Here is a 24,768-nt window from a genome sequence, read left to right on the forward strand (position 1 = left end):
CAAGCCGTGTAGTCCAATCTGAAGGAGTCAATCGTGGGGAAAGAGAGTAGCCAGAAGTTCATCGCGCGCAACCGTGCGCCGCGTGTGCAGATCGAGTACGACGTCGAGGTCTATGGCGCCGAGAAGAAGGTCCAGCTGCCTTTCGTGATGGGCGTGCTGTCCGACCTGTCCGGCCAGCCGGCCGACCCGCAGGCGCCGGTCGCGGACCGCAAGTTCCTCGACATCGACGTCGACAACTTCGACGAGCGCCTCAAGGCCATGAAGCCGCGCGTCGCGGTGCAGGTGCCGAACACCCTGACCGGCGAAGGGAATATGGCGGTCGACCTGACCTTCGAAAGCATGGACGACTTCACCCCGGCCGCGATCGCGCGCAAGGTCGAGTCGCTCAACAAGCTGCTCGAAGCACGCGGCCAGCTGGCCAACCTGATGACCTACATGGACGGCAAGACCGGCGCCGAGGACTTGATCGGCAAGCTGCTGGCAGAGCCGGCCCTGATGCAGGCGCTGACCTCGGCGCCGAAGCCCGTCGACGAAGCCACCCAATAAGCCGAGACCCAATCCTAGGGAGAACCACGATGTCCGAAGCACTCGCAGAAGTACAGAAGGAATCCGGCACGCTCGAAATGAGCGACTTCGGGGCCCTGCTGCAGAAGGAATTCAAGCCGCAGTCCGACAAGGCCAAGGAATCGGTCGAAGTCGCGGTGCGCACCCTGGCCGAGCAGGCGCTCGCCGGCACCAACCTGGTGTCGGGCGACGTGCTGGCCACCATCCAGAGCCTGATCGCGGCGCTCGACAAGAAGCTCACCGAGCAGATCAACCTGATCATGCACACCGAGGAGTTCCAGAGCGTCGAAAGCGCCTGGCGCGGCCTGCACTACCTGGTGAACAACACGGAAACGGACGAGATGCTCAAGATCCGCGTGCTGAACATCTCGAAGAACGAGCTGGCCAAGTCGCTGAAAAAATTCAAGGGCACGGCCTGGGACCAGAGCCCGCTGTTCAAGAAGATGTACGAGGAAGAGTACGGCCAGTTCGGCGGTGAGCCCTTCGGCTCGATCGTGGCCGACTACTACTTCGACAACAGCGCTCCCGACGTCGAGCTGCTGACGTCGATGGCGAAGATCTCGGCGGCCGCCCACGCGCCCCTGATCACCGGCGCCGCGCCGTCGGTCATGCTGATGGAATCGTGGAACGAGCTGGCCAACCCGCGCGACTTGACCAAGATTTTCCAGACCCCGGAACACGCCGCCTGGCGCTCCTTCCGCGAGTCCGAGGATTCGCGCTACGTGGGCCTGGCCATGCCGCGCTTCCTGGCGCGCCAGCCCTACGGCGCCAAGACCGATCCGGTGGAAGCCTTCGACTTCGAGGAAGACACCAGCGCCCCCGGCTCGAAGGACTACGCCTGGGCCAACGCGGCCTACGCGATGGCGGTGAACATCAACCGCTCGTTCAAGGAATACGGCTGGTGCTCGCGCATCCGCGGCATCGAGTCCGGCGGCGCGGTCGAAGGCCTGCCGGTGCACGCCTTCCCGACCGACGACGGCGGCGTGGCGATGCAGTGCCCGACCGAGATCGCGATCTCCGACCGGCGCGAAGCGGAACTGGCGGCCAACGGCTTCATGCCGCTGGTGCACAAGAAGAACACCGACTTCGCCGCCTTCATCGGCGCCCAGTCGATGCACAAGCCGGCCGAGTACGACGACCCGGACGCCAGCGCCAACGCCAACCTGGCTGCGCGCCTGCCGTATCTGTTCGCGACCTGCCGCTTCGCCCACTACCTGAAGTGCATCGTGCGCGACAAGGTCGGCTCCTTCAAGGAACGCGCCGACATGCAGCGCTGGCTGCAGTCCTGGATCATCAAGTACGTCGACGGCGACCCGGTCAACTCGAGCGAAAGCACCAAGGCGCGCAAGCCGCTGGCCGCCGCCGAAGTGGTGGTCGAGGAGATCGAGGGCAATCCCGGCTACTACAGCTCCAAGTTCTTCCTGCGTCCGCACTACCAGCTCGAAGGCCTGACGGTGTCGCTGCGCTTGGTGTCGAAGCTGCCGTCGGCCAAGGGCTGATCCATCGATTCACCTCAGCGGTTCACGTAGCACAGCGCGGGCAAGCCGGCTTGCCCGTTCACTCACATCGCCGGCGCAGTCCGGCAACCAAGGAGAAATGCAATGGCATTGGATATGTTCATCAACATGGGCGAAACCATCAAGGGCGAATCGGCGGATGCTACCCGTTCGGCCAAGGGCGACATCGACGTCCTGGCCTGGAGCTGGGGCATGTCGCAGTCCGGCACCACCCACATGGGCGGCGGCGGCGGCGCGGGCAAGGCCAACTTCCAGGACGTGAGCTTCACCAAGTACGTCGATGCGTCGACCCACGCGATCATGACCGCCCTGGCCAAAGGCACCCACATCCCGAAAGTGCAGCTGCTGGTGCGCAAGGCCGGCGAAGGCCAGAAGGACTACATGCACATTATCATGCAGGAAGTCCTGGTGACCTCGCTCTCGACCGGCGGCAGCGGCGGCGAAGACCGCCTGACCGAGAACGTGACCCTGAACTTCGCCAAGGTCACCTTCGGCTACAAGCCGCAGACGGAAGCAGGCGCCCTCGAAGCGGTCAAGCCGTTCGCATGGGACATCGCCGGCAACGTCGCCGGCACCGCCGAAGACGTGGTCTGACGCGAGCCCAGCCCGGCGGCCCCCTGGGGGCCGCCCCTTACTTCTTTTCCAACCCGGGGATATGCCATGCAAGCGCAAGCCTTGATCAAGGAAGGCAAACTGGCCGAGGCGCTCGCCGCGCTGCAGGGCCAGGTCCGCAGCGAAGCATCGAACGCCAGGCATCGCATCTTCCTGTTCCAGCTTCTGGCCGTGATGGGGCAGTGGGGCCGCGCCCTGACCCAGCTGAACGTGGCGGGCGAACTCGACGCCACCGCGCTGGCCATGGTGCAGACCTACCGCGAAGCGATCCAGTGCGAGGCGCTGCGCGCCGAGATCTTCGCAGGGAAACGCGCGCCGCTGATCTTCGGCGAACCGCAGGACTGGCTCGGCCTGCTGGTCGAGGCATTGCGTATCGAAACCGCCGACCCGGCCGGCGCCGCCGCCCTGCGCGAGCAGGCCTACGAGGCCGCGCCCACAACGAGCGGCAGCATCGACGGCGCAGCCTTCGCCTGGCTGATGGATGCCGACCGGCGCCTCGGCCCGGTGCTGGAAGCCGTCGTCAACGGCCGCTATTTCTGGATTCCCTTCAGCCGCATCGCGAAGATCGAGATCGATGCGCCGAGCGACCTGCGCGACACCGTCTGGACCGCCGCCACCTTCACCTGGGCGAATGGCGCGCAGGCGGTCGGCCTGATCCCCACCCGCTACGACGGCAGCGCAGAGAGCCCGGACGACGCCGTCCGGCTGGCGCGCCGCACCGAGTGGGAGGGCGAGCGCGGGCTGGGCCAGCGCATGTTCGCCAGCGACAGCGCCGACTACGCCCTGATGGACGTGCGCGCGATCGCCTTCGATGCCGCCGAATCCCATGGCTGAACTGGCGCCGCGCGAACGCCTGCAGCCTTCGCTGCTGGACCGGCTGACCGACGACGAGCCGGAACAGCAGATGGAGGCGCGCGAGCGCCGCATCATGTCGATGCGCAGTTTGCGCGAAGGCGTGCTGCGCGACCTGGCATGGCTGCTCAACACCACCAACCTGCTGTCGGTCAGCGCGGATTCGAACACCCGGCGCCTGCCGCACCTGGCCTGCTCGGTGCTCAACTACGGCATGCCCGACATCTCGGGCGCTTCGCTTGCGGGCATGAACACGAGCGACCTCGAACGGGCGATCCGCCAGGCGATCTGGGACTTCGAGCCGCGCCTGATCCGCTCCTCGGTGCAGGTCAAGGCCGCCAAGTCCGATAGCATCACCAAGATCACCTTCGAGATCGAGGCCGACATGTGGGCCCAGCCCTACCCGGAGCGGCTGTACATCAAGACCGAACTCGACCTCGACCAGGCGCACATCAGCCTGTCCGAATCCGCAGGCAGGCGGCCATGACCAATCCACGCCTGCTGCGCTACTACAGCCAGGAACTGCAGCACCTGCGCGAAGTGGGCGGCGAGTTTGCGGCCCAATATCCAAAGGTCGCGGGCCGCCTCGGCCTGGAAGGCTTCGACTGCGCCGACCCCTACGTCGAGCGCCTGCTGGAAGGCTTTTCCTTCCTGACCGCGCGCGTGCAGATGAAGATCGACGCCGAGTTCCCGCGCTTCACCCAGCACCTGTCCGAGATCGTCTACCCGCATTTCCTGGCGCCGACGCCGTCGATGGCGATCGTGCAGCTGCAGCCGGACCTCTCCAACCCGGCGCTGAACGCCGGCTACCAGATCCCGCGCGGCAGCGGCATGCGCAGCGTGCTGGGCAAGGACGACGTCACCGCCTGCGAGTACCGCAGCGCCCACGCGCTCACCCTGTGGCCGATCGAACTGGCGGAAGCGCGCTTCTTCACCCACGGCGGCAGCATTGCTGGTGTCGATGCCACGCTGCCGCCCGGTGTGAAGGCCGGCTTGCGCCTGCGACTGCGCACCACCAACGGCGCACCCTTCGGCAGCCTGGCGCTGGATCGTCTGAGCCTGCACCTGCGCGGCGCCGACGAGCTGCCGGGCCGCATCCTGGAAAAGCTGCTGGGCGGCGTCGAAGGCGTGCTGGTGCTGCCGCGCCCGGGCGGCGGCGCCAACCCGGCCTGGCACAAGCTGCTGCCGAAAACGGCGCTGCACCCGCGCGGCTTCCACGAGGACGATGCGCTACTGCCGAGCGGTCAGCGCAGTTACCAGGGCTACCGCCTGCTGCAGGAATACTTTGCCTTCGCCCAGCGTTTCCTGTTCGTCGAGGTGAGCAGCCTCGGACCGGCGGTGCGCGCCTGTGCGGAATCCGAGCTGGAGATCGTCATCCTCCTGAACCGCGGCGACGCGCGCCTCGAACAGACCCTGGACGCCGGCCACTTCGCGCTCAACTGCACGCCAGTCGTCAACCTGTTCCAGCGCCGCGCCGACCGCATCAACCTGTCGGGCGAGCAGTACGAATACCACGTGCTGGTGGACCGCACCCGGCCGATGGACTTCGAGGTGCACGCCATCGACAGCGTCACCGGCTACGGCAGCGGGGCGGATGCGGAACAAAGCTTCCAGCCGCTCTACAGCGCGCGCGACCTGGGCGGCGCAGGGCCGCAGGGGGCGTTCTACCAGGTGCGCCGCGAGCCGCGCGTGGTGTCGCAGCGCCAGCGCATGCGCGGGCCGCGCTCGTCCTATGTCGGCAGCGAGACCTTCATCGCCATCGTCGATGCCAGCGAGGCGCCGTATCGCCACAGCCTGCGCCAGCTCGGCCTGAACGTCTGGTGCACCAACCGCGACCTGCCGCTGTCGATGCCGCTGGGCGTCGGCAAGACCGATTTCATCCTGGACGACGGCGGGCCGGTGCTGGCGATCCGCGTGCTGGGCGGCCCCAGCCAGCCCTTGCCCTCGTTCGCGGAAGGGGCGGTGGCCTGGCGCCTGATCAACCAGCTGTCGCTGAACTACCTGTCCTTGGTGGATAGCGATCCGGACCGCGGCGCGCACGCGCTGCGCGAGCTGCTGGCGCTGTACTGCCACCCGCTCGATTCGAGCAGCCAGCGCCAGGTCGAGGGCGTGCGTTCGGTATCCGCGAAAGCGATCACGCGGCGCATGCCGACGCCGGGCCCGATCACCTTCGGGCGCGGGCTGGAGATCACGGTCACGATGGACGACGCGGCCTTCGAAGGCGCCGGCGCCTTCGTGCTGGGCGGGGTGCTGAGCCACTTCTTCGCCCAGTACGTATCGATCAATGCGTTCACCGAGACCGTGATCCGCACCGTCGGCCGCGGCGAGATCATGCGCTGGCCGGCGAAGGGAGGCGCATGCGCGATCCTGTAGACCTCGAGCGCGAGCTGCTGGAAAAGGCCGAGCGCATGGATTTCTTCCAGATTCTGCGCCTGCTGGAAGCGGCTTATCCCGACAAGCCGCGCATAGGCGCCTCGCTGCGCGCCCGCGACGACGCGGTGCGCTTCGGCCAGGATCCGTCGCTGGCCTTCGAGCCGACCGCCATCCGCGCCTACACGCCGGCCAGCGCCGAGGCGCGCGCGCGCCTGGCCGTGAACTTCATCGGCCTGCTCGGCCCCAACGGCCCGCTGCCGCTGCACCTGACCGAATATGCGCGCGAGCGCGCCCGCAACCAGGGCGACCGCACCCTGGCGGCCTTCCTCGACGTGTTCCACCACCGGATCGTCTCGCTGCACTATCGCGCGCGCGCCAGCGCCGAGCCGGCGATCAGCCTGGACCGGCCGGAGAGCGACCGCTTCGGCGACTACGTCGGCAGCCTGTTCGGCATCGGCAGTCCGGCCTTGCGGGACCGCGACGAGATCGGCGACTTCGCCAAGCTGCACTTCGCCGGCCTGATGGCGAACCAGCGCCGCCCGGCCGCCGGCCTGGTGACGATCCTGCGCGCCTACTTCAAGCTGCCGGTCGAGATCGAGCAGTTCGTCGGCCACTGGATGAAGATCCCGTCGGACGGCCAGACCCGCATCGGCATGCAGGACCGCGGCAACCGGCTGGGCAGCTCGGCGGTGCTGGGCCGCAGCGTGTGGGATTGCCAGCACAAGTTCCGCCTCGTGATCGGCCCGCTCGACTACACCGATTACCAGCGCATGCTGCCGGGCGGCGACAGCATGCGCCGCCTGCTGGCCTGGATCCGCAACTACGCCGGCCTGGTGCTCGACTGGGACGTGCGCCTGGTGCTGGAGCAGCAGGAAATCCCGCGCCTGGCGCTGGGCGCGCGCCGCCTGGGCTGGACCACCTTCCTCGCGAGCGCGCCGGCGACGCGCGACTCGCATCAACTCTTGATCAACCCGACAGCCTTCGCTGGCTGATCACCACGAAAGACCTGACCATGGCCGAAATCAGCCGCGTTGCCCTGTTTGGAAAGCTCAATTCGCTGTGCTACCGCGCGATCGAGAGCAGCACCGTGTTCTGCAAGCTGCGCGGGAATCCCTACGTGGAGATGATCCACTGGGTGCACCAGATCCTGCAGCTGCAGGACTCCGACCTGCACCGCATCATCCGCCACTACGAGCTCGATGGCGCCGTGCTGGCGCGCGATCTAACGGCGGCGCTCGACCGCCTGCCGCGCGGGGCGACGTCGGTCACCGATCTTTCCTCGCAACTGGAAGAGACGGTGGAACGCGCCTGGGTGTTCGGCACCCTGATGTTCGGCGAGTCGTCGGTGCGCAGCGGCCACCTGGTGTTCGGCATGCTCAAGACCACGAACCTGCGCAACGCCCTGTACGCGATGAGCCGCCAGTTCGAGCGCATCAAGGCCGACGACCTGTCGGACCGCTTCGCGACGCTGCTGAAGGAGTCGCCGGAGGCAAAGATGGCGGCGTCCGACGGCTTCCAGGCGGCGGCCTCCGGCGAGGCGTCGGGCGCGATCGCGCCGGCCCAGATGGGCAAGCAGGAAGCATTGAAAAAATTCACGGTAGACCTGACCGAGCAGGCCAGGAGCGGCAAGATGGATCCGATTGTCGGCCGCGACGACGAAATCCGCCAAATGGTCGACATCCTGATGCGGCGCCGCCAGAACAACCCGATCATGATCGGCGAGGCCGGCGTCGGCAAGACTGCGGTGGTGGAAGGTTTTGCGCAGCGCATCGCGCGCGGCGACGTGCCGCCTTCATTGAAAGACGTCGAACTGCGCACGCTGGATGTCGGCCTGCTGCAGGCCGGCGCCAGCATGAAGGGCGAGTTCGAACAGCGCCTGCGTTCCGTGATCGATGAAGTCCAGGCGAGCCAGAAACCGATCATCCTGTTCATCGACGAAACCCACACCCTGGTCGGCGCCGGCGGCGCGGCCGGCACCGGCGATGCGGCCAATCTGCTGAAACCCGCGCTGGCGCGCGGCACCCTGCGCACCATCGGCGCCACCACCTTCGCCGAATACAAGAAGCACATCGAGAAGGACCCGGCGCTGACCCGCCGCTTCCAGAGCATCCAGGTCGACGAGCCGAGCGAAGAGCGCGCGATCCTGATGATGCGCGGCGTCGCCTCGACCATGGAAAAGCACCACCAGGTGCAGATCCTCGACGAGGCGCTGGAAGCGGCCGTGAAACTCTCGCACCGCTACATCCCGGCGCGCCAGTTGCCGGACAAATCGGTGAGCCTGATCGACACCGCCTGCGCGCGCGTGGCGGTCAGCCTGCACGCCACCCCGGCCGAAGTCGACGACAGCCGCAAGCGCATCGAGGCCTTGAGGGTGGAGATGGAGATCATCCGCCGCGAGAACGCGATCGGCATCGAGACGGCGGCGCGTGCGAACGAGGTCGAATCCTCGCTGGCGGCCGAGCAGGACCGCCTGGCCGGCCTGGAAGGGCGCTGGAACGACGAGCGGGCGCTGGTCGACGAGTTGCTGGCCTTGCGCGCGCAGTTGCGCGACGGTGCGCGTCCGGTCGAGGGCACCGGCAGCAAGCTGGAAGCGGCGGCCCTTGAAGCGGCGCCGGTACAGGACGAGAACGAACGCGCCGCGCTGAAGGAACAGATGCAGGCGGTGCAGGCGAAACTGAGCGCGCTGCAGGGCGAGAACCCGCTGATCCTGCCGACCGTCGACTACCAGGCGGTGGCCGCGGTGGTGGGCGACTGGACCGGCATCCCGGTCGGCCGCATGGCGCGCAACGAGATGGAGACCATCCTCAATATCGCCAATACCCTGAGCCAGCGCGTGATCGGCCAGGACCATGCGATGGAGATGATCGCCAAGCGCATCCAGACCTCGCGCGCGGGACTGGACAATCCGAGCAAACCAATCGGCGTGTTCATGCTGGCCGGGACTTCCGGCGTGGGCAAGACCGAGACCGCGCTGGCGCTGGCCGAAGCGCTGTACGGCGGGGAGCAGAACCTCATCACGATCAATATGAGCGAGTTCCAGGAAGCGCACACCGTGTCGACCTTGAAGGGCGCGCCGCCGGGCTACGTGGGCTATGGCGAAGGCGGCGTGCTGACCGAGGCGGTGCGCCGCAAGCCCTATTCGGTGGTGCTGCTCGACGAAGTCGAGAAGGCGCACCCGGACGTGCACGAGATGTTCTTCCAGGTCTTCGACAAGGGCTTCATGGAAGACGGGGAGGGGCGTTTCATCGACTTCAAGAACACGCTGATCATCCTGACCACCAATGCCGGCACCGACCTGATCGCGGGCCTGTGCAAGGACCCGGACCTGATGCCGGATCCGGAAGGCATGGCCAAGGCCCTGCGCGCGCCGCTGCTGAAGGTGTTCCCACCGGCGCTGCTGGGGCGCTTGGTCACGATTCCGTATTACCCGCTGTCGGACGAGATGCTGGGGTCGATCGTACGGCTGCAACTGAACCGCATCAAGAAGCGGGTCCAGGCGCGGTACAAGATTCCGTTCACGTATTCGGATGACGTGGTGAAGCTGGTGGTGTCGCGCTGCACCGAGAGCGAGTCGGGGGGGCGGATGATCAATGCGATTCTGACCAATACGATGCTGCCGGATATCAGCAGGGAGTTTCTGAATCGGATGATTGCAGGCAGCACGATCGGACGAGTCCACGTCGGTGTCGCAGACACTGCATTCACTTATGCGTTTGATGTAACGCAGTAATGCCGCGTAGGTATGGTGAAGCAAATGGCGTATACATGCCTACGCATGGGCATGATGCCGGAGCGAAACAGTTGGTCCGGTCCCGAGGAATTGCCTGCGGACGTTCCGCGGACGGCAATTTGATTAACTGGTCATTGGAGCGAAGATAAGTATGCCAACCGAAGAACGGTTCACTGATGTGGAGCCTTTGTCGTACTACTACAAGCATGGGTACAAGTTAATGAATCCGTTCTGCCGGATTCTTTCGGAAAGTCCGCAGTATCGATATATCCTCGAGTGGCGGAATCTCCAATATGAGGGTGAAAAGGATTCAAGGCAGGTGGTTGCCGATAGCGTCACAATCAAGGCATTGATGACCCTGAAACGAAGCCTGGATTCCAAATCGTGGGACCTGCTGAATCTTGACGAGTCGTCGGTAAATAGTGTCCTCACCGGTGATGCAGGGGCCGAACACCGGCTAATGGTCAGTACATACCGCGAGATGGGTGTCACGACTGACATGCCTTCCGAGGGAGACGTCCTGAAGTACGCGAGGAAAACTTCGCGAGATCGACTGGGGGCCTTATGGCACTTGCTCGTCGAGACCAGAAGGGCACTTGCGGCAGCATCGCCTCCCGCATGTTCCTGGCTGATTCGTGGCGATACGGACGGGATGATCGGATACCTTGCAACCCAAGGTGCAACATTTCCACCGGCTACTCCCCTGGCCGCTTCCTGCCAGTTCGACAGGACATGGCAAACCAATCAGTTCTTTTCGACCAGCGACGGGGATGAACTGGCCTCCTTGGCCGGACGGGCCCTGATATGGCTTATACGCATCAATCCTGGCGCAACCCAAGGTCGGGTCGGGGGACTATACACGTCCGAGGCCGAGATATTGTTTCCCTACGATGTCACCCTGCGACTGAACGGCGGCGTTCTTGTCTCTTCCGTGGAGCAGATCGACAACGTGAATCTCGCTTCTTTCGATAAACCTGAGGAATTGCGAAAAAAACTGCGCCAGGTGTATAAAGCGAACCAGAGTTCCCTCACGAATGGCAAAGCACGATTTCTGGTTGCGACGGAAGAATGATGAATCGCTCCAGACACTTTATTCGTGAGTTCAGCGTCGAAGTGACGATTACTGAGCAATGCCGGTCGATCACCAGCATTCGCTTTGGCGCAGGAATCGAGCATGCCTAGCCAGGTATCCATGGGCGCCATGATGACCTGCACCTTCGGCGTAGCCCCATCCTCCCTGGTGGTGCTCCCGAAGAACAAGGTCCTGTGCGAGGGCCCGCCCGCCGCAAACATCATGGACCACGTCCCGATGCTGAACATCCTGCCCTTCGGGATGTGCAGCTCGCCGGCCAACCCGACCGTCGCCGCAGCCACCGCGGCGGCGCTGGGCGTGCTCACGCCCATGCCCTGCATCCCGGCGACGTCCGCCCCCTGGGTGCCCGGCGCCCCGACGGTCATGATCGCCAACATGCCCGCCCTCGACAACGTCTCCAAGTGCATGTGCAACTGGGGCGGCGTGATCGGCTTCACGAATGCCGGCACCGTCAAGACCATGATTCCCTAGCCTGAATAGAGTTCGCACCGCATGCCTCTCCTCCCCACCCAAGCCGAGCGTGAAGTTTCCGTCAAGTCGGCGCTCGCCGACGACGTGCTGCTATTCCGGAGCATGAGCTGCAGCGAAGCGCTGGGCCGGATATTCACCTATCGCCTGGAGCTGTCCTCGACCAAGGGCGACATCAAGATCGCCGACGTGCTGGGCACCAGCATGACCGTGGTGCTCGACCTGCCGGAAGGCGGCGAGCGCTATTTCAATGGCGTCGTCACGCGCTTCGCCTACCGCGGCTGGCGCGACGGCATGGCCAGCTACGAGGCGGTGCTGCATCCGTCCCTGTGGCTGCTGACGCGTTCCTCGAACTGCCGCATCTTCCAGGACAAGAGCGCGATCGACATCGTCAAGGCGGTGTGCGGCGACGCGGCCTACGGCGGCCTGATTTCGCTGGACGTCGCCAGCCTGTCCGGCACGCCGGCCGCGCGCACCTATTGCGTCCAGTACCGCGAGACCGACTTCAACTTCGTCTGCCGCCTGCTGGAAGAAGAGGGCATCTACTTCTTCTTCAAGCACGAGGACGGCGCCCACACGCTGGTGCTGGCGGACAGCTACGGCGCCCATGCGCCGGCCGAGGGCTACGCCACGGTGCAGTTCCGCGACGAGGACAGGACCAGCAGTGCGCTGGAAGAGTCGGTGACGCGCTTCGCGCCGGGCGGCGAGATCCAGGCTAGCGTCTATGCGCTCAACGACTTCGACTTCGAGAAGGTCTCGAGCAGCACGACCGGCGGCCTGCTGGTCAAGGCGACGATCGCCGCCGCCTTCGGCCAGCCATCGTATGAGCAGTACGACTATCCGGGACGCTACACGGCCGCCAGTGCCGGCACCGGTTTCGCGCGTGGGCGCATGGAAGCCTTGCACGGCCAGTGCGAGCAGATCGAGGCCTACGGCACCGCACGCGGCTTGACGACCGGCGCCTTGTTCACGCTGTCCGACCACCCGCGCGACGACCAGAATCGCGAGTTCCTGGTCACCTCCGCCGAGACCGAGATCGTTGGCACGGCTTACGCCAGTGGACACGGCCAGGGCAGCACCGAGTTCCGCTGCGCCTTCCAGGCGGTCGGCAAGGAGCACAGCTACCGCGCGCCGGTCACGGCGCGCAAGCCCTTCGTGCACGGCCCGCAGACCGCCATGGTGGTCGGCAAGGCCGGCGAGGAGATCTGGACCGACAAGTACGGCCGGGTCAAGGTGCAGTTCCACTGGGAGCGCGACGGCAAGCATGATGAGACCAGCTCGTGCTGGGTGCGGGTGCAGCAGGGCTGGGCCGGCAAGTCCTGGGGCACGATGTTCATTCCGCGCATCGGCATGGAGGTGGTGGTCAGCTTCCTCGAGGGCGACCCCGACCAGCCCTTGATCACCGGCTGCGTCTACAACGGCGACAGCATGCCGCCCTACGCGCTGCCAAGCGAGCAGACCAAGTCGACCATCAAGTCGAATTCCTCGAAGGGCGGCGGCGGCTTCAACGAGATCCGCTTCGAGGACAAGAAGGACAGCGAAGAGATCTTCATCCAGGCGGAGAAGGACTTCAACCGCGTGGTCAAGAACAACGACACCCTGAAGGTCGGCTTCGACAAAGCGGACAAGGGCGACCAGACCATCGAGATCAAGAACGACCGCAGCCTGGACGTGGGCCACGACCTCAAGGAACATGTGGCCAACGACCACACGGTCACCATCGACAACAACCAGACGGTCAAGATCACCGGCGACCAGAAGGTGACGGTGTCGAAGACCATCGTGGTCGAAGCGACCACCTCGATCGAGCTGAAAGTAGGAGGGAGCAGCATCAAGATCGAGCCGGCCAAGATCACGCTCAAGTCGACCCAGATCGCGATCGAGGCCGAAGCGGCCATGGACATCAAGGCCGGCGCCATGATGAACGTGAAGTCGGGCGCGCCGATGTCGGTGAAGTCGGATGCCATCGTCACCATCGAAGGCGCCCTGGTGAAGATCAATTGAGGCCTGCGATGCGCATTCCGCTTTTCCTGGCTTGTCTGCTGCTTGCGGCGCCGGCCGCCGCGCAAACGCCGGCGGTGCGCGCGCCGGCGGTCCTGACCCTGGCCGAGCAGCCGCTGCGCCTGATCCGCGGGACGGCCGTGTACAGGGCGCAGGCCGGGGTCGCCCTGCAGAAGGACGACATTCTGGAGACCGGCGCCGCCGGCGCCCAGTGCGAAGCCGCATCAGGCGCCATCGTCGCGCTGGGTCCGCAGACACGGGTGCTGGTGCAGGATCTGCCCACCGGCGGCAAGGGAACCTCGCTGGCCGTGCTGCGCGGCTGGGTCAAGCTGATGACGGATGGCGGCAAGCCGGGCCTGGTGGCGACGCCCGCCCTGCAGCTCTCGCTGGTCTCCGGCTCGGCCATCGTGCGCGCCGGCGAGGATGGCCGGGATGCGATGTTTGCGGAAGAGGGCGCCCAGCAGCTCGCGAAGGTGGAGAAGGGCAAATCCGGCGCGCCCCTGAAGCTGGCCGCCGAACAGTATGCCGAGATCGACCCGGCCAAGCCGCAGCCGGTGGCGGGACGCCCTCCGCGCGCCTTCGTCACGGCGATGCCGCCGTCCTTCCGCGACCGCCTGGCCAGGGTGCCGAACCTGGCGAACGCGGGCAAGGTGGCGCCGCTCAAGGAGCGCGACGCCGACTTCGCCGACGTCGAGCCGTGGCTGGCGGCGCGGCTGCCGGGCGTGAAACCGTTCGTCGCGCGCTTTCGTCCGCGCCTGGCCGATCCGGTATTTCGCAAGCAGCTCGAACGCGCGCTCGGCCAACAGCCCGAGTGGAAGGCCGCGCTGCATCCACCCGTGCGCCCGGGCCCGGCCGGCGTCTTGTTCTGACAGCGCGGAACACAGGAATTCAGGAGACATGTCATGAAGCTTTCGATCGCCGCCAAATTCAACCTGGTGTTCGTGTCCATCTTCACCGTCGGCTTCCTCGCCGCCGGCGTGGTGGCCGACCGTCTGCTCAAGGAGGACGCCAGGGAGGAGACGCTGCAGAACGCGCGCCTGCTGCTGGAAGCGGCGAAGAGCGTACGCGGCTACACCGCGGCCCAGATCGCGCCCCTGCTCGCGAACCAGATGAAGTTCGAGTTCCACCCGCAGTCGGTGCCCTCGTATTCGGCGGTCGAGAGCCTGAACGCCATCCTCAAGTCCTACCCGGACTTCTCGTACAAGGAGGCGACGCTGAACCCGACCAATTTGCGCGACAAGGCCTCGGACTGGGAAGTCGACGTGGTGAACAAGCTGCGCAGCACCGCCGACCTGAAGGAATTCGTGGGCGAACGCGACACCGCCACCGGCCGCAGCCTGTACATCGCACGGCCGCTGCAGATCAAGGATCCGGTCTGCCTGGGTTGCCACACCACGGCGGCGGCCGCGCCCAAGACCATGGTCGATATCTACGGACCGAACAACGGTTTCGGCTGGAAGCTGAACGAGATCGTCGGCGCCCAGGTGATCTCGGTGCCGATGGCGGTGCCGCTGGCGCGCGCCGACCAGATCTTCCGGCACTTCATGGCCTCGCTGTTCGGCGTCTTCCTGGCCGTGTTCGTGGCGCTGAACGTGATGGTGCACCTGTTCGTCACGCGCCGCATCAAGCACCTGGCGCAGGTGGCGGACGACGTCAGCATGGGCAGGTTCGAGGTCCAGGAATTCGAGGTCAGGGGCAACGACGAGATCAGCGGCCTGGGACGGTCGTTCAACCGCATGCGCACCAGCCTGGCGAGCGCACTGAAGATGCTGGAAGAGTAGGACACACGTGAATCGCATGATCGACAGGATCGGGAAGTACCGCATCGACGGAGTGCTCGGCACCGGCGCCATGGGCGTGGTCTACAAGGCCTACGACGCCAACATCGCGCGCACGGTCGCGCTCAAGACGATCCGCCGCGAGCTGCTCGACGGCCTGCAGGAAAGCGAGATCGTGGCGCGCTTCAGGAACGAGGCCCAGGCATCGGGCCGCCTGCTGCATCCGAACATCGTCGCCGTCTACGACTTCGGCGAGCTGGAAGACGCCACCTACATCGCGATGGAATACGTGGATGGCACGCCGCTGAGCAGCTTCCTGGCCCGCGACACGGCGATGGACCTGACCGCCAGCGTGAACTGCATCGCCCAGCTGCTGCGCGCGCTCGACTACGCGCATGCACGCGGCGTGGTGCACCGCGACATCAAGCCGGCCAACATCCTCGTCACGCCCGATGCCCAGGTCAAGATCACCGACTTCGGCATCGCCAAGATCGAGTCCACCACGCTGACCCAGGTCGGCGCGGTGATCGGCACGCCGAGCTACATGTCGCCGGAACAGTTCAAGGGCGAAGCCGTGGACGGGCGCTCCGACCTGTTTGCGGTCGGCATCGTGCTGTACCAGATGCTGACCGGCGCGCGCCCCTTCACCGGCGCGGCGTCGAACGTCATGCACCAGATCATCCATGAGGATCCGGTGGCGCCGAGCCTGAAGAAGCCGGGCCTGCATCCGGCCTTCGACGCGGTCCTGCTCAAGGCCATGGCCAAGCGCATGGACGAGCGCTTCCCGACCGCCCAGGCTTTTCTGCATGCCCTGACCGAAGCGCAGCAGCAGCACACCGGCGGCCTGCCACCTAGCGTGGAAGACAACGAACGCACCGTGCTGGCTTTCCAGCCGCCGCCGCGTCCGGCCATCCCGGCGCAGCAGGGCGCGGCGCCGGTGCAGGGCGCGACGCAGGGCTCGAACCTGACCGCCAGCGCCCCGGAATGGCTGCTGGCGCTGGCGCCGGAACTGCAGGTCGCGCTCTCGACCCAGATCGGGCCGGTGGCCAAGCTGGTGCTGAAGAACACGGCGCGCGAGGCGCTGGACCTGGACGACCTGTGCAGACGCCTGCTGCCGCACATCGGCTCGGACGCCGGCCGCGTTCAGTTCCAGGAAGCGGTCAGGGAGATCAAGAAGAAGCACGGGATGGCGACCTTGTCGACGATGGGCATGCGCAGCCAGGGACACACGGGCGCGGCCCAGCTGACCCAGATGACGGGCATGCCGACCCTGCTGCAACTGAGCCTTGAACAGATGGAAGCGGCGCAGCAGAAGCTGGCCGTCTACGTCGGGCCGATTGCGAAGATCCTGGCCAAGCGCGCCTCGAAGATGACCGGCGATGCCGACGAGTTCCACCGCCTGTTGGCCGACAACCTGCCCGACCCGCAGGACCGCGCGGCCTTCCTGCGCGAGGTCGCCAAAAAATGACAATATTGTATTAATAGTATGCAAAAATATCATCGTTTAAACAGCAGCACTGGAACGCCATGTCTCTCACGCTGAGTGTCCACAGCTACCGCGATGCCGCGCCGGCCCAGCCGCTGTCCAGGCGCTTCGACCGTCTCGGCGGGGCGCTGGGCCGCGCGGTCGGCAATGAGCTGGTGCTGGACGATCCGGGCAAGTACATCTCGCGCGTGCATGCGCGCATCGAGTTCCGCGACGGCGCGTACTGCCTGGTCGACGTGGGCAGCAATCCGAGCCTGGTGAACGAACGCCCGGTAGGCCCCGGCCGCTCCATGGCGCTGGCCGACGGCGACCGCATCACGATCGGCGACTACCAGCTGGTGGCGAGCGTGGAGGGCGAAGCGCCGCCCGCGCTGCCGCCGTCGCCGCTGCAGGTGGCGCCGAGCGCACCGGCGCCCGCCGCGCTGCCGGCCAATCCCGACGATTCGCTGGCAGGCGCCGGCATCCTCGACGTCGGCGGCGATCCGCTCAATCCCAGCTTCGATCCGCTCGGCCTGAACCTGTTCGGCAGCCCGCCGCCGCCGGCGCCCGTCGTGCCCTCGTGGCGCGGCGCCGAGAGCGACCACGTGCCGCCCGAGCTGGCGCCGTTCCCGGTCAGCGCGCCGCCGCCGCCCGCCGCACCCGCGGGCCAGATGGCGATCCCGGACGACTACGATCCGCTGGCGGACTTCCTGCCGCCGCGCGTGCAGGCGGCGCCGCCTCCACCGCCGCCGCCGCGGCCGGAGCCGGCCGAGATGACTGCCATCGCTCCGGCGCCTGCCGCTCCCGCACCAGCGCCGGCGCCGCGCAACGGCGGCGCCACCAACGATCCGGTCATCCGCGCCCTGCTGCGCGGCCTCGGCCTGGAAGAGCTGAACACGCGCCGCAGCGCCGAGGAGATCGCCGAGCTGGCCGGCGGCATGCTGCGCGAAGCGACCGGCGGCACCATGGAGGTGCTGATGGGCCGCGCGCTGACCAAGCGCGAGAGCCGCCTCGACATGACGATGATTTCGGCGCAGGCGAACAATCCGCTGAAATTCTTCCCCGATGCCGGCAGCGCCCTGACGCAGATGGTGGGCGGCGCCATGCCGGGCTATATGCCGGCCCGGCCTGCCTTCGCGAATGCCTTCGACGACCTCAAGGCGCACGAAATGGCGATCATGGCCGGCATGCGCGCGGCGCTGGCGGGCGTGTTGAAACGCTTCGACCCGGCCGCCATCGAGGCGCGGTTGGACGAGCCGAGCGTGATGGACAAGATGATGTCGGCCAACCGCAAGGCCAAGATGTGGGACCGCATGGTGGAGCTGTACACCGAAATGGCGAGGGAGGCCGACAGCGACTTCCACCGCCTGTTCGGAGAAGCCTTCGCCGCAGCGTATGAAGAACAAGTCGAGCGGCTGCGCCACGCACGCCGTGGACAAACCACCTAACGAGAACGACGGAACTCCATGTCCTGGAACAGCAAAGTCATCTGGTCGGAAGGCATGCTGCTGCAGCCGCAGCACCTGCAGCAGCACGACCGCTACCTGCACAACACCATCGAGAACCGGGTCGCCGGCCTGCGTCCGTATAGCTGGGGCTTCACGCGCCTGCAGATCGACGAGCAGCTGCTGGCCCAGGGCAAGCTGGCCCTGCTGGCCTGCGCCGGCGTGCTCCCCGACGGCACCACCTTCAACCTGCCGCAGGACGAAGCGCTGCCGGCGCCGCTCGACATCCCCGAGGATGCGCGCGACGCCATGATCATGCTGGCGCTGCCGCTGCGGCGCCAGGGCATCGTCGAAACCGACCCCGATGCGGGCCCGGACAACTTCGCGCGCCACCGTCCGGTCGACTACGAAGCGATGGACAGCAATGGCCTCGACAACAGCGCGCTGATGCAGGTCGGCAGCCTGCGCCTGCGCGTCGCGCTCGAGAAGGACGTCGCCAACGCCTATGCGACCCTGGGCATCGCGCGCATGGTCGAGCGCCGGCCCGACAACCGGGTGGTGCTGGATGCCGCCTACTGCCCGCCGTGCCTGGACTTCCGCGCCGCCCCGCGCCTGGCCGCCTTCGCCGACGAACTGGTGGGCCTGCTGAACCAGCGCGCCAAGGCCCTGGCCGGGCGCCTGAGCCAGCCGGGCGTCGCCGGCGCCGCCGAAATCGCCGACTTCCTGATGCTGCAGCTGCTGAACCGCAGCACGCCGCTGTTCGGGCACCTGGCCGGCGCCGCCGGCATGCATCCGGAACGCCTGTACAGCGAACTGGCCCAGCTGGCCGGCGAGCTGGCCACCTTCAGCCGCCCGGACAAGCGCGCCACGCCGTATCCGGTGTACCGCCACGACAGGCTGAGCGAGAGCTTCGCGCCGCTGATCGAGGACGTGCGCGCCGCGCTGTCGATGGTGGTCGACACCCGCGCCCTCGCGCTCACGCTGGAAGAGCGCCAGTTCGGCATCCGCGTGGCGGTGCTGCCCGATCCGGAGCTGCTGCGCTCCGCGACCTTTGTGCTGGCGGTGAACGCCCACATGCCGCCGGAAGCGGTGAGGAGCGGCTTCCCGGCGATGGTCAAGATCGGCTCGATCGAGAAGATCCGCGACCTGGTCAACCTGCAGCTGCCGGGCGTCGCCCTGCGCGCGCTGCCGGTGGCGCCGCGCCAGCTGCCTTTCCATGCGGGCTACACCTATTTTGAACTCGACAAGGGCGGCGAGAACTGGAAGATGCTGGCCAATTCGGTCGGCTTCGCGATGCACATCCCGAACGAGTACCCAGGCCTGCAGATGGAATTCTGGGCGATCCGCAAATAAGGTTTACAAGGACCTACCGTGAGCGCCGACCAACCGATCAACCCGATGCAGGACCCCGACCGCACCATGCTGATGCCGGCGCCGGGCGGCCGCCGCACGCCTTCGTCGTCGCCGCCACCGGCCGCGCCGCCGCGGCCCGCCGACGGCAAGCCGGCCACGCTGCACGGCGAAGGCCTGAACCCGCTGGTGCGCGCCGCCAACCCGCTGCTCGACCTGGTGACGCCGCTGCGCCATATGGCGACGCATCCGGACGTCGAAAGCCTGCGCATGCAGCTGGTGCAGGCCATCAAGGCCTTCGAGGCGCAGGCCAGGGCGGCCCAGGTCCAGCACGACCAGATCGCGGCGGCGCGCTACGCCCTGTGCACGCTGCTGGACGAAACGATCTCGTCGACGCCGTGGGGCGGCGGCGGGGTCTGGGCCAGCCGCAGCCTGCTGGTCGCCTTCCACAACGAAGCCTTCGGTGGCGAGAAGTTCTTCCTGATCCTGCAGAAGCTGTCGCAGGACCCGAAGGCCAATCTGCCGGCGCTGGAACTGATGTACCTGTGCCTGGCGCTCGGCCTGGAGGGACGCTACCGCGTGATCGACAACGGCCGCTCGCAGCTGGAGGCGCTGCGCGAACGCCTGCAAGGGCTGATCGCCCAGCAGCATGCGCCGGTGGAGGCTGAGCTGTCGCCCCACTGGAAGGGCGCCAGCGGCAAGGGCGAGCCGCTGTGGCGCATGGTGCCGGTGTGGATCCTCGCGGCGGTGGCGGCCGGCGTGCTGGTGCTGCTGCACATGGTCCTGGGCTACCGGCTCGGCGCCGCCTCCGATCCGGTATTCGCCAGCCTGCTGTCGATCAAGACCCCGCAAGCGCCGGTGCCGCCGCCCGCCAAGCCGGGGCCCGCGCGTCTGGCCGGCTTCCTGGCGCCGGAAGTGGCGCAGAACCTGGTGACGGTGGTCGAAACCGCCGACCGCTCGGTGGTCACCCTGCGCGGCGACGGCGTGTTCGGCTCGGGCAGCGGGGAAGTGTCGAACGCCTATCTGCCGCTGCTGGCGCGCATCGGCGAGGCATTGCGGAGCGTGCCGGGCAAGGTGATCGTGGTCGGCCATACCGACAACACGCGGCCCGGCCTGTCGGCGCGCTTCCCCTCGAACTACGAGCTGTCGAAAGCGCGCGCGAACTCGGTGCGCGACCTGCTGGCGGAACGCGCCGGCCCCGAAGACCGCTACAGCGTCGAGGGACGCGGCGATTCGGCCCCCTTGGCGAGCAACGACAGCCCCGCCAACCGCGCCCGCAACCGCCGTGTCGAAATCACCCTCCTGACGCCGGCGACGGCGAATTGAGTACCGTAACGAGACCGTACGCGCAATGAAAACCTTCTTCACCTGGCTGGTCAAACCCGCGGCACTGGCCTTCATCGGCGTGCTGCTGCTGTCGCTGGTGGTCTGGTTCGAGGCGCCGCTGCTGTCCTTCGACGGCAGCGCGCCGTTCGCTTCAAGCGGCGCGCGCTGGACCATCATCGCCCTGTTGTTCCTCGCATGGGTCGGCTGGTTCGGCTGGCGCAAGCTGCGGGCGCATCTCGCCGACCGGCGCCTGGCGAAAAGCGTCGCCGGCGAGGACGCGCCCAAGGTGGCGGCCCCAAACGCGCCGGAAGGCGCATTCGAAGTCGCGCAACTCAACAAGCGCATGCAGGAAGCCATCGCCATCCTGCGCAAGAGCAAAGGCAAGGACGGCCGCAAGGGCGGCCTGTACCAGCTGCCCTGGTATATGTTCATCGGCGCGCCGGGCAGCGGCAAGACCACGGCGCTGACCCAGTCGGGCCTGAAGTTCCCGCTGGCCGAGAGCCTGGGCAAGGGCCCGATCGGCGGCGTCGGCGGTACCCGCAACTGCGACTGGTGGTTCACCGACGAAGCGGTGCTGCTCGACACCGCCGGCCGCTACACCACCCAGGACAGCAACGGCGAAAGTGACAAGGCCGCGTGGACCGGCTTCCTGCAACTGCTGCGCAAGTACCGGCGCCGGCGTCCGGTCAACGGCGTGATCGTCACGGTGTCGGTGTCCGACCTGCTGCAGGGCGACGAGGCCTGGCGTGCTTCGATGGCGCAGTCGATCCGCGAACGCATCAAGGAGCTGCACGAGCAGCTGGGCGTGCGCTTTCCGATCTACGTGCTGGTGACCAAGTGCGATCTGCTGGCCGGCTTCGTCGAGTACTTCGACGCGCTCGGCCGCGAGGAGCGTTCCCAGGTCTGGGGCACGACTTTCGCGCTGGCGAAGGAAGAGGGGCTTGACGCGGCGCTGGCCGCCTTCCCGGAAGAGTTCCGCCTGCTCGAGCGGCGCCTGCAGGACCGCATGCTCGCCCGCATGCAGCATGAGCGAGACCCCTACAAGCGCGCGCTGGTCTACAGCTTCCCGCAGCAGTTCGCGGGCCTGGGCGAGGTGCTGGGGCGATTTCTCAACGACGTGTTCGCGTCCAACCGCTATGAACAGCAAGCCTTGCTGCGCGGCGTCTACTTCAGCAGCGGCACCCAGGAGGGCAGTCCGCTGGATCGCGTGATGGGGGCGATGGCGGCTTCCTTCGGCCTCGATCGCCAGACGGTGCCGGCGAACGGCGCCACCGGCCGCAGCTACTTCATCACCAGGCTGGTGCAGGGAGTGATCTTCCCCGAAGCCGAGCTGGCCGGCGTGAACCACAAGCTGGAACAGCGCCGCCGCATGCTGCAATGGGGCGCCGTCGCCGGCGTCTCGGTGCTGTTCGTGCTGCTCGGCGCGGGCATGGCCGCCAGCTACCAGCGCAACCAGGCCTATATCGCCGACATGGAAGCGCGGTCGGCCGACATCGCCAGGCGCGTGGCGGCGCTGCCGCCGCAGGCCTCGCCGATCGCGCTGCTGCCGGTGCTGGACGCGGCGCGCACGCTGCCGGGCGGTTACGACGACGCCGACAAGAGCGTGCCGCTGTTGAACCGCTTCGGCCTGTACCAGGGCGACAAGCTGGGCGAAGCCGCGCGCATCGCCTACCGCAAGCTGCTGCAGGACACCCTGCTGCCGCGCCTGCAGCAGCGCATGGAAGCCCAGCTGCGCCGCAGCGATGCCAACAATGCCGAGTACCTGTACGAGGTGCTGCGGGTCTACCTGATGCTGGGCGACCCGAAGCACTTCGACGCCGAGTCGATCGCCGCTTGGGCCGCGCTCGACGACGATCGCAACCTGAAGGACGCCAGCGAAGCGCAGCGCGCGGCCCTGGCCGAGCACGAGCTGGCGCTGATGGAGAATTTCAGGCAGGGACAGGCGATGCCGGAGCTCGACGCAGCCCTGGTCGCCGACACCCGCCTTGCGCTGGCACGCATGCCGCTGCAGCAGCGCGTCTACAACCGCGTCAAACTCCAGCTGGCGCGCGAGAAGCTGCCCGACTTCAGCCCGGCGGGTGCGGGCGGCCGCGAAGCCGCCACGGTCTTCGTGCGCAAGAGCGGCGAACCGATCACGCGCGGCGTGAACGGCATGTTCTCGGTGGCCGGCCACGCCAAATTCCTGGAAGCGAGCGACGAGGCGGTGGCCGACGTCGACAAGGAACGCTGGATCCTGGCGCAGCAGGAAGCGAGTCAGGCCGACAACCAGGACCAGGTACGCGCGGCGGTCCTGCAGCTCTATTACGACGACTACATCGCCCAGTGGGACGCGCTGCTGAACGACGTCACCGTGCGCCCCTTCGACAACCTGGAGCAGGGCGCGCGCATCACCAATCTGCTGGCCGGGGCCGATTCGCCCTTGCGTAAATTCCTGGTCGCGGCGGGCAAGGAGACCACGCTGGGCGCCAGCCAGGCGGTGAAGCTGCCGTCCGCCGCCGCCAAGGTCATGGGCAAGCTGGGCGCCTACAAGAAGAAGCTGGAAAGCGCGATGGGCAGCGCGCCCGGCACGCCGGCAGCAAGCAAGGACATGAATCCGGTCGACGCCCACTTCGAGGACCTGCACCGCATGACTTCCGGCACGCCGCCGCCGCTCGACCAGAAGCTGGCCATGCTGAAGGACGTCGCCGTCTACATGGACAGCGCCGCCAGCGCCAAGCGCACCGGCGCGCCGCCGCCGCCGGGCGATGCGCTGGCCAGGGTCAAGCTGGAAGCCGACGGCGCGCCGGCCCCGCTGGGCGGCATGCTCAAGACCATCGACAGCGGCGGCGCCGGCCTGACCTCGGGCAGCGAACGCGAACGCCTGAACGCCCTGTGGACCGCCGGCCCGGCCCAGTTCTGTCGCCAGGCGGTGGCGGGGCGCTACCCGATCGTCCGCAACTCCAGCCAGGACGTCACCGCCGACGATTTCGGCCGCCTGTTCGGTCCCGCCGGCCTGATCGACGACTTCTTCCAGAAGAATCTCGCGCAGTATGTCGACATGGGCGGCGCGCGCTGGAGCTGGCGCGCGACCGCCAACAACGGCGCGCTCGGCATCCCGCAGGGCACGCTCGACGAATTCCAGCGCGCGGCGCGCATCCGCGACGCCTTCTTCGCCAACGGCGGACGGCAGGCCTCGATGCGCTTCGACCTGAAACCGGTGACGCTCGATCCGAACATCGCCAGGCTGGTGCTGGAGATCGACGGGCAGGTCCTGAATGCCGCGCCGAATGCCCTGGCGCCCGCGTCGTTCCAGCTGCCGAGCGGGAAAGGCGGCGGGCAGGTGAAGCTGGAGGTGAGTCCGGCCAGCGCCCGTTCCACTGTGCAGACCGAAGGACCGTGGGCCTGGTTCCGCATGCTGGACAGGGCGGTAGTAGAACCGACGCCGCAGGGGGAGCGCTACAAGGTCGTCTTCGACGTCGATGGCCGCAAGGCGGGGCTGGAGCTCACCGCCAACAGCGTCGTCAACCCGTTCCGCCGCGCCGTGCTGGAACAGTTCCGCTGCGTGGACAAGCTGTGACCGGGTACTACGGGAAGGTCAGCACGCATGGGGACTTCGTCGGGCGTGGGTTGCCGGCGCAGCTGGTGCAGGCGTGGGATGGGTGGCTGCAGGAGGGCATGCGGGCCAGCCGCAACAAGCTGGGCGCCGCCTGGCTCGAGCGCTATCTTCATGCGCCGGTGTGGCGCTTCGCGATCGCGCCCGGTGTGCTGGGGCCGGAAGGGCTCGGCGGGGTGATGATGCCGAGCGTGGATCGCGTGGGGCGCTATTTTCCCCTGATGCTCGGCGCGGTCGGGGCGCCACCGCTGCTGGACTGGTTTCACGGCCAGGCCGCCTGGTATGACGCGCTCGAAGACCTGGCGCGGGAGTCGCTCGATCCCGCTTTCGCGCTGGAACGCCTCGATGGGGCGCCGCAAGCGCTGCTTGCTGCTTCGCCGCCGTTTAGCGTCAGGATACCGCTGGGCGAGGGCGTGCGCGCGGTCATGGCGGCCGCATCCCTGCGGGGCCATACGCTGTGGTGGACCGAGGGCGGGCCTTTCGTGGAGGCGTCGATGCTGCTGTGTTCGGGGATGCCGCAGGAACAGGCATTCACTGCGATGCTCGACGGCGACTGGACCACCCTGAGCTAGCGCTTGCAGCTCTTCAAACCATTCATCAGG

General features: G+C 67.1%; 19 protein-coding genes. All 19 read left to right on the forward strand.

Annotated features, from left to right (window positions below; all coding sequences use genetic code 11):
* Positions 1-33: 33 nt before the first annotated feature.
* The gene (tssB, locus tag LQ564_RS12485; RefSeq protein WP_231058415.1) at positions 34-546 is read left to right on the forward strand and encodes a type VI secretion system contractile sheath small subunit; all 513 of its coding nucleotides are present in this window, start codon (positions 34-36) and stop codon (positions 544-546) included.
* Between the two features lie 29 nt (positions 547-575).
* Positions 576-2,063 carry a type VI secretion system contractile sheath large subunit gene (gene tssC / locus LQ564_RS12490; RefSeq protein ID WP_231058416.1) on the forward strand — a complete coding sequence of 496 codons (1,488 nt, stop codon included), beginning with the start codon at positions 576-578 and terminating at the stop codon, positions 2,061-2,063.
* A 102-nt stretch (positions 2,064-2,165) separates the two neighbouring features.
* Positions 2,166-2,675: an Hcp family type VI secretion system effector gene (locus tag LQ564_RS12495; RefSeq protein ID WP_231058417.1), complete on the forward strand. Its 510-nt coding sequence runs from the start codon at positions 2,166-2,168 to the stop codon at positions 2,673-2,675.
* Between the two features lie 66 nt (positions 2,676-2,741).
* A complete protein-coding gene (locus tag LQ564_RS12500) occupies positions 2,742-3,527 on the forward strand; it encodes a type VI secretion system accessory protein TagJ (protein ID WP_231058418.1) in 786 nt (261 codons plus the stop codon).
* Positions 3,520-4,032: a type VI secretion system baseplate subunit TssE gene (gene tssE / locus LQ564_RS12505; protein WP_231058419.1), complete on the forward strand. Its 513-nt coding sequence runs from the start codon at positions 3,520-3,522 to the stop codon at positions 4,030-4,032. The genes LQ564_RS12500 and tssE overlap by 8 nt, the downstream gene beginning before the upstream one ends.
* Positions 4,029-5,918 carry a type VI secretion system baseplate subunit TssF gene (tssF, locus tag LQ564_RS12510; protein WP_231058420.1) on the forward strand — a complete coding sequence of 630 codons (1,890 nt, stop codon included), beginning with the start codon at positions 4,029-4,031 and terminating at the stop codon, positions 5,916-5,918. The genes tssE and tssF overlap by 4 nt, the downstream gene beginning before the upstream one ends.
* Positions 5,903-6,910, forward strand: a complete 1,008-nt coding sequence (tssG, locus tag LQ564_RS12515) for a type VI secretion system baseplate subunit TssG (protein ID WP_231058421.1) — start codon at positions 5,903-5,905, stop codon at positions 6,908-6,910. The genes tssF and tssG overlap by 16 nt, the downstream gene beginning before the upstream one ends.
* Before the next feature lie 20 nt (positions 6,911-6,930).
* On the forward strand, positions 6,931-9,648 hold the full coding sequence (gene tssH, locus LQ564_RS12520; RefSeq protein WP_231058422.1) for a type VI secretion system ATPase TssH: 2,718 nt from the start codon (positions 6,931-6,933) through the stop codon (positions 9,646-9,648).
* Positions 9,649-9,799: 151 nt separating this feature from the next.
* The gene (locus tag LQ564_RS12525) at positions 9,800-10,720 is read left to right on the forward strand and encodes a hypothetical protein (RefSeq protein ID WP_231058423.1); all 921 of its coding nucleotides are present in this window, start codon (positions 9,800-9,802) and stop codon (positions 10,718-10,720) included.
* A 102-nt stretch (positions 10,721-10,822) separates the two neighbouring features.
* Positions 10,823-11,212, forward strand: coding sequence for a DUF4280 domain-containing protein (locus LQ564_RS12530; protein WP_231058424.1), 390 nt, complete (start codon positions 10,823-10,825; stop codon positions 11,210-11,212).
* Positions 11,213-11,233: 21 nt separating this feature from the next.
* The gene (locus LQ564_RS12535; protein WP_231058425.1) at positions 11,234-13,213 is read left to right on the forward strand and encodes a type VI secretion system Vgr family protein; all 1,980 of its coding nucleotides are present in this window, start codon (positions 11,234-11,236) and stop codon (positions 13,211-13,213) included.
* 8 nt (positions 13,214-13,221) lie between these two features.
* Positions 13,222-14,079, forward strand: a complete 858-nt coding sequence (locus LQ564_RS12540; RefSeq protein ID WP_231058426.1) for a hypothetical protein — start codon at positions 13,222-13,224, stop codon at positions 14,077-14,079.
* 33 nt (positions 14,080-14,112) lie between these two features.
* Positions 14,113-14,991 carry a Tll0287-like domain-containing protein gene (locus LQ564_RS12545; RefSeq protein ID WP_231058427.1) on the forward strand — a complete coding sequence of 293 codons (879 nt, stop codon included), beginning with the start codon at positions 14,113-14,115 and terminating at the stop codon, positions 14,989-14,991.
* A gap of 16 nt (positions 14,992-15,007) precedes the next feature.
* Positions 15,008-16,456: a serine/threonine-protein kinase gene (locus LQ564_RS12550; RefSeq protein WP_231058428.1), complete on the forward strand. Its 1,449-nt coding sequence runs from the start codon at positions 15,008-15,010 to the stop codon at positions 16,454-16,456.
* Positions 16,457-16,515: 59 nt separating this feature from the next.
* Positions 16,516-17,901 carry a type VI secretion system-associated FHA domain protein TagH gene (gene tagH / locus LQ564_RS12555; protein WP_231058429.1) on the forward strand — a complete coding sequence of 462 codons (1,386 nt, stop codon included), beginning with the start codon at positions 16,516-16,518 and terminating at the stop codon, positions 17,899-17,901.
* An 18-nt stretch (positions 17,902-17,919) separates the two neighbouring features.
* Positions 17,920-19,251 (forward strand): type VI secretion system baseplate subunit TssK, encoded by a 1,332-nt coding sequence (gene tssK, locus LQ564_RS12560; RefSeq protein WP_231058430.1) that lies wholly within the window; start codon positions 17,920-17,922, stop codon positions 19,249-19,251.
* A gap of 18 nt (positions 19,252-19,269) precedes the next feature.
* The gene (locus LQ564_RS12565) at positions 19,270-20,574 is read left to right on the forward strand and encodes a DotU family type VI secretion system protein (protein ID WP_231058431.1); all 1,305 of its coding nucleotides are present in this window, start codon (positions 19,270-19,272) and stop codon (positions 20,572-20,574) included.
* A gap of 25 nt (positions 20,575-20,599) precedes the next feature.
* The gene (gene tssM, locus LQ564_RS12570; protein ID WP_231058432.1) at positions 20,600-24,130 is read left to right on the forward strand and encodes a type VI secretion system membrane subunit TssM; all 3,531 of its coding nucleotides are present in this window, start codon (positions 20,600-20,602) and stop codon (positions 24,128-24,130) included.
* Positions 24,127-24,738, forward strand: coding sequence for a type VI secretion system-associated protein TagF (gene tagF / locus LQ564_RS12575; protein ID WP_231058433.1), 612 nt, complete (start codon positions 24,127-24,129; stop codon positions 24,736-24,738). The genes tssM and tagF overlap by 4 nt, the downstream gene beginning before the upstream one ends.
* Positions 24,739-24,768: the final 30 nt, after the last annotated feature.

The sequence above is a fragment of the Massilia phyllostachyos genome, from assembly GCF_021044825.1.
GTDB classification, from domain to species: domain Bacteria; phylum Pseudomonadota; class Gammaproteobacteria; order Burkholderiales; family Burkholderiaceae_D; genus Telluria; species Telluria phyllostachyos.

Coding starts and splice junctions, on each gene's coding strand:
- tssE (WP_231058419.1), top strand. CDS start 3,520: ATGGCTGAACTGGCGCCGCGCGAACGCCTGCAGCCTTCGCTGCTGGAC.
- LQ564_RS12550 (WP_231058428.1), top strand. CDS start 15,008: ATGATCGACAGGATCGGGAAGTACCGCATCGACGGAGTGCTCGGCACC.
- LQ564_RS12540 (WP_231058426.1), top strand. CDS start 13,222: ATGCGCATTCCGCTTTTCCTGGCTTGTCTGCTGCTTGCGGCGCCGGCC.
- tssK (WP_231058430.1), top strand. CDS start 17,920: ATGTCCTGGAACAGCAAAGTCATCTGGTCGGAAGGCATGCTGCTGCAG.
- tssM (WP_231058432.1), top strand. CDS start 20,600: ATGAAAACCTTCTTCACCTGGCTGGTCAAACCCGCGGCACTGGCCTTC.
- LQ564_RS12545 (WP_231058427.1), top strand. CDS start 14,113: ATGAAGCTTTCGATCGCCGCCAAATTCAACCTGGTGTTCGTGTCCATC.
- LQ564_RS12525 (WP_231058423.1), top strand. CDS start 9,800: ATGCCAACCGAAGAACGGTTCACTGATGTGGAGCCTTTGTCGTACTAC.
- tssF (WP_231058420.1), top strand. CDS start 4,029: ATGACCAATCCACGCCTGCTGCGCTACTACAGCCAGGAACTGCAGCAC.
- tagH (WP_231058429.1), top strand. CDS start 16,516: ATGTCTCTCACGCTGAGTGTCCACAGCTACCGCGATGCCGCGCCGGCC.
- tssC (WP_231058416.1), top strand. CDS start 576: ATGTCCGAAGCACTCGCAGAAGTACAGAAGGAATCCGGCACGCTCGAA.
- tssH (WP_231058422.1), top strand. CDS start 6,931: ATGGCCGAAATCAGCCGCGTTGCCCTGTTTGGAAAGCTCAATTCGCTG.
- LQ564_RS12495 (WP_231058417.1), top strand. CDS start 2,166: ATGGCATTGGATATGTTCATCAACATGGGCGAAACCATCAAGGGCGAA.
- LQ564_RS12535 (WP_231058425.1), top strand. CDS start 11,234: ATGCCTCTCCTCCCCACCCAAGCCGAGCGTGAAGTTTCCGTCAAGTCG.
- tssG (WP_231058421.1), top strand. CDS start 5,903: ATGCGCGATCCTGTAGACCTCGAGCGCGAGCTGCTGGAAAAGGCCGAG.
- LQ564_RS12530 (WP_231058424.1), top strand. CDS start 10,823: ATGCCTAGCCAGGTATCCATGGGCGCCATGATGACCTGCACCTTCGGC.
- LQ564_RS12500 (WP_231058418.1), top strand. CDS start 2,742: ATGCAAGCGCAAGCCTTGATCAAGGAAGGCAAACTGGCCGAGGCGCTC.